The sequence below is a fragment of the Bradyrhizobium sp. USDA 4472 genome (assembly GCF_054058595.1).
This window is the reverse complement of the sequence record NZ_JBSSAM010000001.1, coordinates 5,323,089-5,337,014: the sequence shown is the minus strand read 5'-3', so window position 1 is coordinate 5,337,014 and position 13,926 is coordinate 5,323,089. Positions and strand designations below refer to the sequence as shown.

At 64.3% G+C, this 13,926-nt stretch carries 10 protein-coding genes and 1 riboswitch; of the genes, 6 read left to right on the top strand and 4 right to left on the bottom strand.

The genetic code is table 11. The annotated features are described in order from the left end of the window. Window positions 1-40: 40 nt before the first annotated feature. The gene (purB, locus tag ACVWZ4_RS24785) at window positions 41-1,471 is read left to right on the top strand and encodes an adenylosuccinate lyase (RefSeq protein ID WP_456735609.1); all 1,431 of its coding nucleotides are present in this window, start codon (window positions 41-43) and stop codon (window positions 1,469-1,471) included. Between the two features lie 54 nt (window positions 1,472-1,525). On the opposite strand, the gene cynS is transcribed toward purB, so the two are convergent. The 3 genes from cynS to ACVWZ4_RS24770 all read right to left on the bottom strand — a co-directional run bounded on the left by cynS (window position 1,526) and on the right by ACVWZ4_RS24770 (window position 5,137). Further along, a complete protein-coding gene (gene cynS, locus ACVWZ4_RS24780; RefSeq protein WP_456735610.1) occupies window positions 1,526-2,017 on the bottom strand; it encodes a cyanase in 492 nt (163 codons plus the stop codon). A gap of 148 nt (window positions 2,018-2,165) precedes the next feature. Beyond that, the gene (locus ACVWZ4_RS24775; RefSeq protein ID WP_456741405.1) at window positions 2,166-3,788 is read right to left on the bottom strand and encodes a tetratricopeptide repeat protein; all 1,623 of its coding nucleotides are present in this window, start codon (window positions 3,786-3,788) and stop codon (window positions 2,166-2,168) included. Window positions 3,789-3,937: 149 nt separating this feature from the next. Next, window positions 3,938-5,137, bottom strand: coding sequence for a TrmJ/YjtD family RNA methyltransferase (locus tag ACVWZ4_RS24770; RefSeq protein ID WP_456735612.1), 1,200 nt, complete (start codon window positions 5,135-5,137; stop codon window positions 3,938-3,940). Between the two features lie 349 nt (window positions 5,138-5,486). On the opposite strand from ACVWZ4_RS24770, the gene ACVWZ4_RS24765 reads away from it, so the two are divergent. The 3 genes from ACVWZ4_RS24765 (at window position 5,487) to ACVWZ4_RS24755 (ending at window position 9,100) form a co-directional block, all read left to right on the top strand. Beyond that, window positions 5,487-7,166: an alpha/beta fold hydrolase gene (locus ACVWZ4_RS24765; RefSeq protein WP_456739068.1), complete on the top strand. Its 1,680-nt coding sequence runs from the start codon at window positions 5,487-5,489 to the stop codon at window positions 7,164-7,166. 120 nt (window positions 7,167-7,286) lie between these two features. Next, window positions 7,287-8,501 (top strand): NADP-dependent isocitrate dehydrogenase, encoded by a 1,215-nt coding sequence (locus tag ACVWZ4_RS24760; protein ID WP_456704414.1) that lies wholly within the window; start codon window positions 7,287-7,289, stop codon window positions 8,499-8,501. A gap of 98 nt (window positions 8,502-8,599) precedes the next feature. Continuing rightward, window positions 8,600-9,100, top strand: coding sequence for a DUF3455 domain-containing protein (locus tag ACVWZ4_RS24755; protein ID WP_456741404.1), 501 nt, complete (start codon window positions 8,600-8,602; stop codon window positions 9,098-9,100). 19 nt (window positions 9,101-9,119) lie between these two features. Here the strand turns inward: ACVWZ4_RS24755 and alaS are convergent, their stop codons facing one another. Further along, complete coding sequence (gene alaS / locus ACVWZ4_RS24750; RefSeq protein WP_456741403.1) at window positions 9,120-11,798, bottom strand: alanine--tRNA ligase; 2,679 nt, start codon at window positions 11,796-11,798, stop codon at window positions 9,120-9,122. A 225-nt stretch (window positions 11,799-12,023) separates the two neighbouring features. Further along, window positions 12,024-12,112, top strand: a riboswitch (glycine riboswitch). A 145-nt stretch (window positions 12,113-12,257) separates the two neighbouring features. Here alaS and gcvT point away from each other — a divergent pair. Then, window positions 12,258-13,406, top strand: a complete 1,149-nt coding sequence (gene gcvT / locus ACVWZ4_RS24745) for a glycine cleavage system aminomethyltransferase GcvT (protein WP_456742265.1) — start codon at window positions 12,258-12,260, stop codon at window positions 13,404-13,406. A gap of 10 nt (window positions 13,407-13,416) precedes the next feature. After that, on the top strand, window positions 13,417-13,785 hold the full coding sequence (gene gcvH, locus ACVWZ4_RS24740; protein ID WP_092228048.1) for a glycine cleavage system protein GcvH: 369 nt from the start codon (window positions 13,417-13,419) through the stop codon (window positions 13,783-13,785). The last annotated feature ends 141 nt before the right edge of the window (window positions 13,786-13,926 follow it).

Sequence of the window (13,926 nt, the reverse complement as noted above, 5' to 3'; positions counted from 1 at the left end):
CGGGCTTGCAGCCGGCTCCTGGCAATGCCAAATGGGCGGCATGTCACACGATCACATCTCTAACGTCCTCGCCCAACGCTACGCCTCGCCCGCGATGCGCGCCATCTGGAGTGGCGAGGGCAAGGTTCGCCTCGAACGCGACTATTGGATCGCCGTGCTGAAAGGCCAGCGCGATCTCGGTATTCCGGTGCCCAATGGCGTGATCGAAGCTTACGAGCGCGTGAAGGACCAGGTCGACCTCGACTCCATCATGCGGCGCGAGCGCATCACCCGGCACGACGTCAAGGCTCGAATCGAGGAGTTCTGCGATCTCGCCGGTCACGAGCACCTGCACAAGGGCATGACCAGCCGCGACCTCACCGAGAACGTGGAGCAGCTCCAGGTCTACCGCGGTCTGCAGCTGATCGAAACCAAGAGCATCGCCGCGCTCATTCGCTTCGCCAAACACGCCAAGCAATTGCGCGACATGCCGTTCACGGCGCGCACGCACAACGTCGCTGCGCAGGTCACGACGCTCGGCAAGCGCATCGCCATGTTCGGCGAGGAGATGCTGGTGTCGCATCAGAGCCTGGTTGGCGTGCTCGACACCTACCCGGCCCGCGGCCTGAAGGGCGCGGTCGGCACAAGGCTGGACCAGATCACGTTGTTCAACGGCGACGCCGGCAAGGCGCGCGCGCTCGAAAAGCAGATCCTCAAGCACCTCGGCCTGCCCCAAAGCTTCGATGCGGTCGGCCAGGTCTATCCGCGCAGTCTCGACTTCCGCGCCGTCAGCGTGCTCACGGAGCTCGCCAGCGGGCCCGGCAATTTCGCCAAGACGTTGCGCCTGATGGCAGGCCATGAGCTCGCCAGCGAAGGTTTCGCCAAGGGCCAGGTCGGCTCGTCCGCGATGCCGCACAAGATGAACAGCCGCTCATGCGAACGCATCAACGGCCTGCATGTCGTGTTGAAAGGCTATCTCGCGATGGCCGCGGGCCTTGCCGGCGACCAGTGGAACGAAGGCGACGTCTCCTGCTCGGTCGTTCGCCGCGTCATGCTGCCCGATGCCTTCCTTGCCATGGACGGTCTGCTCGAGACGTTACTCTCGGTGCTCGACCAGATGGAAATCTTCGATGCCGTCGTCGCGACCGAGCTGAATCGGTATCTGCCCTTCCTGCTCACCACCACCGTCATGATGGAGGCGGTGAAGAAGGGCGCTGGCCGCGAAGGCGCGCATGAGGCGATCAAGGAGCACGCGGTCGCGGCCATCCGCGACCTGCGCACCGGCAAGATCGTGCAGAACGACCTGCTCAAGCGCCTCGCCGCCGATCAGCGTCTCGGCCTCAGCGAAGCCGAACTCAGCCAAGTGCTCGAGCACGGCCGTGCCAATTCAGGTGATGCCGGCGCTCAGGTCGACTACTTCGCCGAGCAGGTCGATGCGCTGGCGAAGGCGAAGCCCGAGGCGGCCAAGTACACGCCCGGCGCGATCCTTTGAGGCGAATGGGGAGTAGCGAATGGAAAGCAGATTCCATTCGCTACCCGCACTTCGCTATTCGCCCTCTTTGAAGCCGTACTCCGGCACATTGCCGCTGGCGCCGTAATATTTGTAGGGCAGGAATTTGCCGGACATCGTGATCTTGACGCGGTCGCCCTTCGGGTTGGCGACGCGCTCGATGCCCATGTCGAAGTCGATCGCCGACATGATGCCGTCGCCGAATTCCTCCTCGATCAGCGCCTTCCAGGCCGGACCATTCACCATCACCATCTCGTAGAAGCGGTAGATCAGCGGATCGGTCGGCGGCATCGGCGTGCCGGTGCCGCGCATCGGCACCTCGTTGAGCATCGCAGTCTCGGCCTTGGTGAGGCCGAACAGCTCGGCAGCGTTGGCGGCTTGTGGTTTTGTGAGTTTCATCTGGCCCATGATCGCGCCAACGATCAGCACCTCGGAATAGCCGCCGATCTTTTCGCAGACATGTTTCCAGCTCCAGCCCTTCTCACGCTTGATGTCGAGCAGCTTCTCGGTGAGGTCGTCGCGTTTCATGTCAGGTCTCCCCTTGGGCAGGCATTGTGGGCCTTGCCGCCTTGGGAGGCACGAAACGTGCCAATAAATGAGGCTTAGAGGGCTTCACGCCGGCCCCCATCTCGAACAAGTCGCCTTGCTCACCCTGTGAGACCTTGCCTGATTGCACTCACCGGCTCGCTCGCAGCGCGGCAAGCTCAACGTCGGCAGCCGGCTTCTCGATAAAGGTCTTCGGACAATCGGCTGCAGCCTGTTCGAACAGCTTCAACGCCCCGTCCCTGGAGCCGCGCTGCAGAGCTAATTCGGCACTATAGAAATTGGCCTCGCAGACCTGCCCTTTTTTCTTCCTGGGGTCGGCGTCGTCGGCAGCGTCGAGCACTTGCTCCGGCGTCATCGTACCGAGAAAGAGATTGACGATCGGCGCGGGCCATTTCGTCGCGTCGAGCTGCCTGGCAGCCTCGCTCAGCTGGCTCGGTTGGTCACTGCGCTTTGCAACGATTTCGCGCCATAGGATGGCATAGGCAAACTTTGGATCGAGCTGCGTCGCCTGATCGAAGTCGGCCAGCGATTTTGTGAATGACGCAATCTGCCAATAGAGTCTTCCGCGGTGGAAATAGGCGCGGGCATCCTTGGGATCGATTTGCACCAGCTGATCGTAGTCCGCAAGCGAGCGATCGAAGTCCTTTTTGGCCTTGTACGCGTTGGCACGGAGCCCGAGTGCATCCTTGTCCTTGGGACTAAGGCGGATCACTTCATCGTAGTCTGCGATCGCACGGTCGAGGTCGCCTTTCGCCTGGTAGGCCGCTCCCCGAGCGCGGAGCAGAGGGCCGTCCCCCGAAGCAAGTGCCAATGAGTCACCACCGACGGACGGGGAAATGGGCTCACTGTCCTGACCTTGAACCTGAGCCTGCCGATCGCCTCGGTTTTCCTGCTCCCGATGGGCCAGCTGGATCGCCTGGTCGTAATCGGCAATGGCGTGATCGTAGTCGCCCTTTTGAGCATAGGCGACGCCGCGGCAGCCGTAGACAAATCGGCTTCCGGGGTTCAGCTCGATGATCCGGTCATAGTCGGCGATAGCGCGTTCGAATTCGCCCAGTTGAGAAAACGACGCAGCTCGGAAGTAGTAGAAATACTCCTTTCTTGGCTTGATCGGCATCGTTTGATCGAGCGTAGCCAATGCGCGCCCTCTGTCGCCCTTGGCGAAGTAAACCCGGCCGCGGCACAATTGGCCGCCACCGGTTTCCGGGCTGATCTCGGCTGCTCGGTCACAGTCGGCCATGGCCCGATCCAAATCGCCCTTGCGGAGATAGGCGAGGCCTCGGTCGACATGGACGATGACATTGTCGGGATGGACCAGAAGGGCTTGATCGAGATCAGCGATGGCGCGCTCAAGATCTCCTTTTGATTGATAGATTCGGGCACGCCCGAGACGGGCGTATACGGACTTGGGATCGAGCTCGACGACTTTGTCGTAGTCCGCAAGCGCAGCGTCGGTTTCGCGCCTCTCGCTATGCGCAAAGGCTCGCTGAAGACGGGCGTCCAAATTGCCTGGATCGTGCTCGATGATCCGATCGTAATCCGCGATCGCAAGGCCGGGCTCACCTTTTTGCCGGTAAAGCATGGCGCGGCGAAAATGCGTCATGATAACGCTTTGCTGCATAGCAGTTGCCGCCTGAATCAAGGCGGTACAGCCCGCGATGCGGTCATCGAGCGCAATGCTGACGGGCGTGTAGCACTTGGCGTTCAAAGGCATTTCGGCGCGAGCGCCTGATATGCCGAACACGATCGTCATCGCCAACGCGCTTCCGCCTGCTGCCGCGCCAATGAGTGCACGGCCCGTCACTCCAAACATGCAGTCCCCAACCGGATTCCGGGCACTGTCATAGCAACCAATCAAGCCTCTGCACAGCCCATGGTTGCGAAAACCGCGATGCGCTTGGGCTAGGTCGTCTGCTCCATCATCCCCTGCAGCCGCACCAGCTCCGCCTCGAGAGCGCGCTCCACATCCACGGCGCGAATATCGATCACCCGGTAATCCCGCGCTTCCAGCCAGGCCCGCCGCGAGGCGCGGTCGGCCGCGATGGTGTCGCCCTCGCCCGGATTGACCAGTTCGATCGCGATCCGGTGCGGGAATGAGACGAAATCAGGGATGTGGCGGCCGACCGGGGTCTGGCGCTTGAACTGACCTGCGAAGCGGCGGTCGCGCGTGAGTACCTGCCACAGCAGGCGCTCGGCATCGGTCGGGTTGCGGCGGAGCAGGCGGGCCAGCCCACGCACCGTTGAGCCGCTGTCGGGCACGCCGCCGCCCTGCCCGTGCTCGGCCAAGAGCGCGCGCAGGCGCGTCGCCTGTTCGCCGTCGAGCACGCCGCCTTTGGCCGGGCCCTTGCGTCCCTCGGCGATCGCCATCACCACCCCGTGGAGCGTGTGCATGTCCTGCTTGGTCGGCTCCATCCGGCTGAAGATATTGCGCAGGTTGACGAGCATGGTGTCGCGCTTCTCCGCCGGGCGCAAGAATTCGACCCGGTCGAGCTCGCGGATGAGATTGTCGAAGAAGGCCTGCATCTGGTGCTGCGAGGCGCGCTCGGAACGTTCCGGCATGGCATGGGGAAGCGCGCCCGCCGTCGCCCGCTTGAACCATTCATAGCCGACCAGCAGCACCGCCTGGGCCAGGTTGAGCGAGGCAAAGCCCGGATTGACCGGGAAGGTGATGATGCGGTTGGAAAGCCCGACCTCCTCGTTGGTCAGGCCCCAGCGCTCGCGGCCGAACAGGATGCCGGCCTTTCCGCCAGTCGCAACATGCCCGGAGATCTCGGCGGCCGCGGCCTCCGGCCCGACCACAGGCTTGGCCTGGTCGTGGGGGCGTGCGGTGGTGGCGAACAGCAAATCGAGATCGGCGACCGCCTGCTCGACCGTGTCGAACAGTTCGACCTTTTCCAGAATGTGGTCGGCGCCGGCGGCGGCGCGCTGTGCCGCGATGTTGGGCCAGCCGTCGCGCGGGTTGACGATGCGCAAGGCGCTCAGGGCAAAGTTGCCCATGGCGCGTGCGGCCATGCCGATGTTTTCGCCGAGCTGCGGCTCGACCAGGATCACGATGGGACCGTCGAGGGCGAGCCCAACCTTGGTCTTGTCGGTGCCGGACATCTCATTCCACTTTCTGCTTCAGCTTTCGTCTCGTTCCGCTTCGGAAAGACCCCGAACCTCCGTCTGAAGACGCTGATCCAAAGCTTCATCCGCGGCCACCCGCCCGCCTTCCGTGCGGCGCAATTTCTTGAGCGGAGATAACAGGGTTAGCGGCGTTTGCGAAACTGCAATCGCACCTCAATTGGGGACGGTTTCACCGCCCGGCTTGCGCGCGCTTTGCTTTCGGATAAGGCTATCAAGCACAACCAAAGCGAAGCCGAAAGGGCCTGAGCTGAAGCAACAATTGAGTGGGGGGATGGTGATGCTGAGCCGATGGAAATTGGCGCTTCTGGGGTTGGTCTTGATCGCAGTGGGCGGTTTCATCGCCCATCTGACCCAGACCTCGGGCGGCATCCGGATCCAGGATGTCAGGTTCAAGGGCGCCAAGGGCAACACCATGAGCGCCCTGCTCTACATCCCCGCCAATGCCACTGCGCAGACCCCGGCACCCGGCATCCTCGCCGTCCACGGCTACATCAATTCGCGCGAGACGCAGGACGGCTTCGCCATCGAATTCGCCCGCCGCGGCTATGTCGTGCTGGCACTGGACCAGACCGGCCACGGCTACAGCGACCCGCCCGCCTTCGCCAACGGCTTCGGCGGCCCTGACGGCCTCGCCTATCTGCGCAGCCTCGAGATGGTGGACAAGGCCAATATCGGCCTCGAGGGTCACTCGATGGGCGGCTGGACAGTCCTGGCCGCAGCCACCGCGATGCCCGACGGCTACAAGTCGATGGTGCTGGAGGGCTCCTCCACCGGCAAGCCATTCGCGGCCGACGGCACACCGAACTGGCCGCGCAATGCGGCGCTGGTGTTTGCCCAGTATGAGGAATTCTCCACCCTGATGTGGGGCGTCGATGTTGCCCGCGATGTCACCAAGAGCCCGAAGCTGTGGGCGATGTTCGGCACGCAGGGGCCGGTCGAGCCGGGCAAGGTCTATGGCGACCCGGCGGCCGGCACCGCCCGCGTGCTCTACACCCCCGCGATGACGCACCCGGCCGAGCACATCTCGCATGAAGCGATCGGATACAGCCTCGACTGGTTCGCTAGGACGTTGCAAGGCGGTACGCCCCGGCCGGCCGACGACCAGATCTGGTTCCGGAAAGAACTCGGCACGCTCATTGCGTTCGTCGGCTTTGTCGTGCTGTTGATCGGCACTTTCGATGGCCTGCTCGAGGCGCCGATGTTCTCCCGTCTGCGCCTTCCCGCTGTCCCCGACGGCACCATGCCGCCCCATCACGCCGCCACCGGCAGGCGCTGGACCGCCGCGTTCATCCTGTCCGCGTTCATCCCGGCACTGACCTACTACCCGGCCTTCGCTTTGGGCGGCAGCTTCGTGACGCCGTCAGCGTTCCTGCCGCAGGGCATCACCAACCAGATCCTGGTTTGGGCCATCATCAACGGGCTGATCACGCTGGCGCTGATGGGCTTGGCCCCGAAGCGCAAGGGCCGGGCCGGTCTGCTTGGCCAGTCACTCGTGATTGCGGTCGCCTCGGTCGCAGTGGGCTATGCCGCGCTCTGGCTTGCCGACCTCGCCTTCAAGATCGACTTCCGCTTCTGGATCGTCGCGCTGAAGTTGATGAACCCGAAGCAGGTTCTGATCTTCCTGATCTATTTGATTCCATTCACGGCGTTTTTCGTGGTGGCGCTGCACGTGCTGCACCGGAATTTCTCGACCATGGAGGCGCCGCGGCTCGCACTCTATCTGACCAACATCCTGGCGCTGACGTTGGGCTTCGTCGTGCTGCTGGTCCTGCAATACGGCACGCTGTGGCTGACCGGAAAGCTGTTCAACCCGCTGCCCGACCCCGGTTTCGTGCCGCTCTCGACCATCGTCGCGATCCAGTTCGTGCCGCTGCTCGCCATCGTCGCCGTGATCGCCACCTTCACCTGGCGACGGACCGGATCGAGCCTGCCCGGCGCCCTGATCTCAGGCCTGTTCGTAACCTGGTACATCGTGGCCGGCACGGCCACCCAGGCTGCCTTCTAGAGGGGCTGATCCCGGCGAAAAGATGGGCTGAAACTGCATAACCGCTCCGCTTTCGCCCGCCCCCGCGCGGTGCTATAGCGCGGGAGATTTCCACCAGTTCCCAAGAAGGCTTCTCCGATCATGGCAAAAATCAAGGTATCCAATCCCGTCGTCGAGCTCGATGGCGACGAGATGACCCGGATCATCTGGCAGTACATCAAGGACAAGCTGATCAACCCCTTCCTGGATGTCGAGCTGCTGTATTTCGACCTGGGCATGGAGTACCGCGACCACACCAACGATCAGGTGACCATCGACGCCGCCGAGGCGATCAAGAAGGTCGGCGTCGGCGTGAAGTGCGCCACCATCACCCCCGACGAGGCGCGGGTGAAGGAGTTCAACCTCAAGCAGATGTGGAAGTCGCCGAACGGCACCATCCGCAACATCCTCGGCGGCGTGATCTTCCGCGAGCCGATCATCTGCAAGAACGTGCCGCGCCTGGTTCCCGGCTGGACCAAGCCGATCATCATCGGCCGCCATGCCTATGGCGACCAGTACCGCGCCACCGACATCAAGTTCCCGGGCAAGGGCACCCTCTCGCTGAAGTTCGTCGGCGAGGACGGCACCGTGATCGAGAAGGAAGTGTTCAAGGCTCCCGGCGCCGGCGTCGCCATGGAGATGTACAATCTCGACGACTCCATCATCGACTTCGCCCGCGCCTCCTTCAACTACGGCCTCTTGCGCGGCTATCCGGTCTACCTGTCGACCAAGAACACGATTCTGAAGGTCTATGACGGCCGCTTCAAGGACATCTTCCAGGAGATCTTCGACAAGGAGTTCAAGAAGGAGTTCGACGCCAAGGGCCTGACCTACGAACACCGGCTGATCGACGACATGGTCGCCTCGGCGCTGAAATGGTCCGGCGGCTATGTCTGGGCCTGCAAGAACTACGACGGCGACGTGCAGTCCGACACCGTCGCGCAGGGCTACGGCTCGCTCGGCCTGATGACCTCGGTGCTGCTCACCCCTGACGGCAAGACCGTCGAAGCGGAAGCTGCCCACGGCACGGTGACCCGTCACTACCGCGAGCACCAGAAGGGCAAGGAGACCTCGACCAACTCGATCGCGTCGATCTTCGCCTGGACCCGCGGCCTGTCGCACCGCGCCAAGCTCGACAACAATCCCGAGCTCGCGAAGTTCGCGACCACGCTGGAGAAGGTCTGCGTCGACACCGTCGAGCAAGGCTACATGACCAAGGACCTCGCACTGCTGGTCGGCGCCGATCAGCGCTGGCTCTCGACCACCGGCTTCCTCGACAAGGTCGCTGACAACCTTGTGAAGGCGCTGGCGGCGTAAGCCGTCCGGATTTCACCCGCCTGGGCTAGACATCATCACGGGCCGCGTCTTTCAGCGCGGCCCGTATTTTTTGAGCCCCCCTTTGCGGAGATCCGACCATGTCCACCAAGCTTGCCGTCCCCTGCCTGCTTCTCGCGGCCGTGACTGCGCCAGCGGGGGCGGCCGGGACGCTTCCCGACGCCATCGCCGCACCGGGCCAGAACGTCGTGCTCAGCGTCCACGCCGAGGGCGCGCAGATTTATGAGTGCAAGGCCGGCGCCGACGGCAAGCTCGCCTGGGCGTTCCGCGAGCCGATCGCGACGCTGCTCGCCGAGGGCAAGACGATCGGCCGCCACTATGCCGGGCCGAACTGGCAGCACGCCGACGGCAGCGCCGTCGCCGGCAAGGTCGCAGGCAGCGCGCCGGGCGCCACGCCGGCCGATATCCCCTGGCTGAAGCTGGAGGTCACCGCCCATCGCGGTAGTGGCGTGCTGACGCCGGTCACCACGGTTCAGCGCATCAACACCCATGGCGGCAAGCTCGACGGCGCTTGCGACAAGGCCGGCGAGTTCAAAAGCGCGCCCTACTCGGCCGAATATGTGTTCCTGAAGCAGGGCTAGAGCAACGCGACGCAGACGCCTAAGCGCCCGCCATCGCTTTTTCGATCGCCGCCAGCGCCTCGGTCGCCTTGGCGCCGTCGGGGCCACCGGCCTGGGCCATGTCGGGCCGGCCGCCGCCGCCCTTGCCGCCGAGCGCTTCGGAGGCGACGCGCACCAAATTCACGGCGTTGAAGCGCGCGGTGAGGTCGACGGTGACGCCGACCACGACACCGGCCTTGCCGTCCTCGGTGACGCCCACGATGGCGACCACGCCGGAGCCGATCTGCTTCTTGGCCTCGTCGGCGAGGCTCTTGAGATCCTTCATCTCGATGCCCTCGACCGCGCGCGCCATCAGCTTGACGCCGCCGACCTCGCGCACGCCGGAAGCCCCGCCGCCGCCGCTTGCTGCGCCGCCCCCCATCGCGAGCTTCTTGCGGGCGTCGGACAGCTCGCGCTCGAGCTTCTTGCGTTCCTCCATCAGCGCGGTGATGCGCGCCGGAATGTCGTCGACCGAGGTGCGCAGCTCGCTTGCTGCGGTCTTCGCCAGCGCCATGGTCTCATTGGCATGCTTGCGGGCGTAGTTGCCGGTCAGCGCCTCGATGCGGCGCACGCCTGACGCCACCGCGCTCTCGCCGGTCAGCGTGATCAGGCCGATATCGCCGGTGCGCCGCACATGCGTGCCGCCGCAGAGCTCGACCGACCAGCCGAGCGCATTGGCGCCGCGCTCGCGCGCGGTCTTGCCCATCGAGACGACGCGAACCTCGTCGCCGTACTTCTCGCCGAACAGCGCGCGCGCGCCGGCCTCGCGAGCCTCGTCGACGCCCATCACGCGGGTCGTGACCTCGTCATTCTCCAGCACCACGTCGTTGGCGATGTCCTCGACGCGAGCAAGCTCCTCCGCCGTGATCGGCTTCGGATGCACGAAGTCGAAACGCAGCCGGTCCGGCGCCACCATCGAGCCGCGCTGGGCGATGTGATCGCCGAGCACCTGGCGCAGCGCCTCATGGATGAGATGCGTCGCCGAGTGATGCGCGCGGATCGACGAGCGCCTGGAATGATCGACCTCGAGCTGCAGCGCGGTGCCGACCTTCAGCTCGCCGCTCTCGACCGTGCCGACATGCACGAAGAAATCGCCGAGCTTCTTCTGCGTGTCGGTGACGCGGAATTTGATCCCGCTCTCGCCCGTCAGCACGCCGGTGTCGCCGACCTGGCCGCCCGACTCCGCATAGAACGGCGTCTGGTTGAGCACGATCGCGCCGGTGTCGCCGGCCTTGAGGTGGGCGACTTCCTTGCCGTCCCTGACCAGCGCCGAGACCACGCCTTCAGCGCTCTCGGTCTCGTAGCCCAAAAATTCCGTCGCCCCGAGCTTCTCGCGCAGCGGAAACCAGATCGCCTCGCTCGCCGCCTCGCCCGATCCCTTCCAGGACTCGCGCGCCTTGGCCTTCTGCCGCTCCATCGCGTCGGTGAACGCAGACTGGTCGACGCCAATGCCGCGCGACTTCAGCGCGTCCTGCGTCAGGTCCAGCGGGAAGCCGTAGGTGTCGTACAGCGTGAAGGCGACGTCACCGTCGAACATGTCGCCCTTCTTCAACGACGCGCTCTTCTCGTCGAGGATGGCAAGGCCCCGCGACAGCGTCTTGCGGAAGCGGGTCTCTTCCAGCCGCAGCGTTTCCTCGATCAGGTTTTCCGCGCGCATCAGATCAGGATAGGCCTGGCCCATCTCGCGGACCAGCGCCCAGACCAGCCGATGCATCAGCGGCTCCTTGGCGCCCAGCAGCTGCGCATGGCGCATGGCGCGGCGCATGATCCGGCGCAGCACATAGCCGCGGCCCTCGTTCGAGGGCAGCACGCCATCCGCGACCAGGAAGGCCGACGAGCGCAGATGGTCGGCGATGACGCGGAACGAGGCGACGGTCTGCTCGTTCGGCCCGCTGCCGAGCGCGGACGCGGCCGCATCGATCAAATGACGGAACAGATCGGTCTCGAACACGCTGTCGACGCCCTGCATGATGCAGGCCATACGCTCAAGGCCCATACCGGTGTCGATCGAGGGACGCGGCAGATCCACGCGCTCCTCCTTCGTCACCTGTTCGTATTGCATGAACACGAGATTCCAGAATTCGAGGAAGCGGTCGCCGTCCTCCTCAGGCGAACCCGGAGGGCCGCCCCAGATGTGGTCGCCGCGGTCGATGAAGATCTCCGAGCACGGACCGCAGGGGCCGGTGTCGCCCATCGCCCAGAAATTGTCCGAGGTCGGGATGCGGATGATGCGGTCGTCGGAAAAGCCGGCGATCTTCTTCCAGAGCCCGTGCGCCTCGTCGTCGGTGTGGTAGACGGTGACGAGCAGCTTGTCCTTGTCGAGCCCGAAATCCTTCGTGATCAGCTTCCAGGCCAGCTCGATCGCGCGCTCCTTGAAATAGTCGCCGAAGGAGAAATTGCCGAGCATCTCGAAGAAGGTGAGATGGCGCGCGGTGTAGCCGACATTGTCGAGGTCGTTGTGCTTGCCCCCGGCGCGCACGCATTTCTGCGACGTGGTGGCGCGCTGATAGGGCCGCTTCTCGACGCCGGTGAAGACGTTCTTGAACTGCACCATGCCGGCATTGGTGAACATCAACGTCGGATCGTTGCGCGGCACCAATGGCGAGGACGACACGATCTCGTGCCCGTTCTCGGCAAAGAAGTTCAGAAAGGTCGACCTGATCTCGTTGACGCCGCTCATGTTCATCCAATCGGGTGTGCTTGGACCCGCTTATCCCTGATCCAAACCTGGCGATTTGGGCGGATATCTGCGGGCCAAAGCGCTTTTAGACAAGGCCAGCTTCCCTGTCCAGAAACTGTGCAAAGAGATCAGTGGGTTGCCGCAGGCGCGTAATCCCCTTTGGAAAGCCGCAAAGCGCGCGTTGACAGGCTTGGCCGGCCTGTGGTCTGTACCCATTTGTATCGTACGGCCACGTCGGGAGAGACCGGCTTCACTGCCGGCGCCGAAGGAGCAACCGCCCCGGAAACTCTCAGGCAAAAGGACCGCGTGGCTTTGACGACATCTGGAAAGAGGCGCTGGCGGGCTTAAGACCTGGATAGCGTCCGCCGACGGGATAATACTCTCAGGCACAGCGACAGATGGGGCTTCGACCGGTGTCCCAGGGGAATCGTCCCCGGGGAACCGCCGAGGGCCCCCGTGATGCTTGCGTCGGACGACAAGAACTCCCTGAAACGTACACCCCTTTACGACCTGCACGTGTCGCTCGGCGGCAAGATGGTGCCGTTCGCGGGCTACGACATGCCCGTGCAGTACCCGGCCGGCGTGCTGAAGGAGCACCTTCAGACCCGCTCGTCCGCCGGCCTGTTCGACGTCTCCCATATGGGCCAGATCGCGCTTCGGCCGAAATCCGGCAGGATCGAGGACGCCGCTCGCGCGCTGGAGCGGCTGGTGCCGCAGGACATCGTGGCGATCGCGCCGGGACGGCAGCGCTACGCCCAGTTCACCAATGACGACGGCGGCATTCTCGACGATCTGATGGTCGCGAATTTCGGCGATCACCTGTTCCTGGTGGTCAATGCTGCCTGCAAGGCCGAGGACGAGGCGCATCTGCGCGCGAACCTGTCGGGGACCTGCATCATCGATTCGCTTGCCGACCGCGCGCTGATCGCGTTGCAAGGCCCGAAAGCCGAGTCAGCGCTGGCGAAATTATGTGCAGCAGCGCCCACCATGAAGTTCATGGATGCCGGCCCGCATGAGGTAGCCGGCCTCGGCTGTTTCGTCTCGCGCTCGGGCTATACCGGCGAGGACGGGTTCGAGATTTCGGTGCCCGCGGCCGACGCCGAACGTCTCGCCAAGACGCTGCTCGAAAACCCCGACGTGATGCCGATCGGCTTGGGTGCCCGCGACAGCCTGCGGCTGGAAGCCGGGCTCTGCCTCTACGGCCACGATATCGACACCGAAACCACGCCGGTCGAAGCCGCGCTGGAATGGTCGGTGCAGAAAAGCCGCCGCACCGGTGGCGCCCGCGCCGGCGGATTTCCCGGCGCTGAAAAGATTCTCGCGCATTTCAATCACGGCGCATCCCGCCGCCGTGTCGGCCTGCGTGCCGAAGGCCGCGCACCGGTGCGCGAAGGCGCGCTGCTGTTTGCCGGGAACGAAGGCGGCCAGGCCATTGGAAGGGTCACCTCGGGCGGCTTCGGCCCGAGCCTGAATGCGCCCGTGGCGATGGGCTACGCGCCCACCGCTTTGAGCGCGCTCGACACGAAACTCTTTGCGGAAGTGCGTGGGCAGCGTCTGCCGCTCATCGTCGCCGCCATGCCCTTCGTGAAAAACACCTACAAACGCTGAGGACAAGACAATGACCACGACGCTGTACACTTCCGACCATGAATGGCTCGCGATCGACGGCGATGTCGCAACCGTCGGGATCACCGATTACGCGCAGTCCCAGCTCGGCGACGTCGTGTTCGTCGAATTGCCCAAGGTCGGCCGCACCCTGAAGAAGGCCGAAGCCGCCGCCGTGGTGGAATCGGTGAAAGCCGCCTCCGACGTTTACGCGCCCATCTCCGGCGAGGTGCTCGAGACCAACGAGGCGCTCGCCGCCGAGCCCGCGCTGGTGAACTCGGACGCGCAAGCCGCGGCCTGGTTCTTCAAGATTAAAATCGCCGACAAGAGCGAGCTTGGCGGGCTCATGGATGAAGCCGCCTACAAGGCCCACACGGCGTGAGGATATGAGTCGAACCGTCTCAACATACTCACTGTCATCGTCCGCGAAGGCGGACGATCCAGTACGCCGCGGCCCATCGGCTCTGGCCGAAGCGCCTGCGCTTACTGGATGCCCCGCCTTCGCGGGGCATGACAACAACTC

Bases quoted from the DNA above. Each gene is read 5' to 3' on its own strand.
- gcvT (WP_456742265.1), top strand. From the start codon at position 12,258: ATGCTTGCGTCGGACGACAAGAACTCCCTGAAACGTACACCCCTTTAC.
- alaS (WP_456741403.1), bottom strand. From the start codon at position 11,798: ATGAGCGGCGTCAACGAGATCAGGTCGACCTTTCTGAACTTCTTTGCC.
- purB (WP_456735609.1), top strand. From the start codon at position 41: ATGTCACACGATCACATCTCTAACGTCCTCGCCCAACGCTACGCCTCG.
- ACVWZ4_RS24760 (WP_456704414.1), top strand. From the start codon at position 7,287: ATGGCAAAAATCAAGGTATCCAATCCCGTCGTCGAGCTCGATGGCGAC.
- ACVWZ4_RS24770 (WP_456735612.1), bottom strand. From the start codon at position 5,137: ATGTCCGGCACCGACAAGACCAAGGTTGGGCTCGCCCTCGACGGTCCC.
- gcvH (WP_092228048.1), top strand. From the start codon at position 13,417: ATGACCACGACGCTGTACACTTCCGACCATGAATGGCTCGCGATCGAC.
- ACVWZ4_RS24755 (WP_456741404.1), top strand. From the start codon at position 8,600: ATGTCCACCAAGCTTGCCGTCCCCTGCCTGCTTCTCGCGGCCGTGACT.
- cynS (WP_456735610.1), bottom strand. From the start codon at position 2,017: ATGAAACGCGACGACCTCACCGAGAAGCTGCTCGACATCAAGCGTGAG.
- ACVWZ4_RS24775 (WP_456741405.1), bottom strand. From the start codon at position 3,788: ATGACGATCGTGTTCGGCATATCAGGCGCTCGCGCCGAAATGCCTTTG.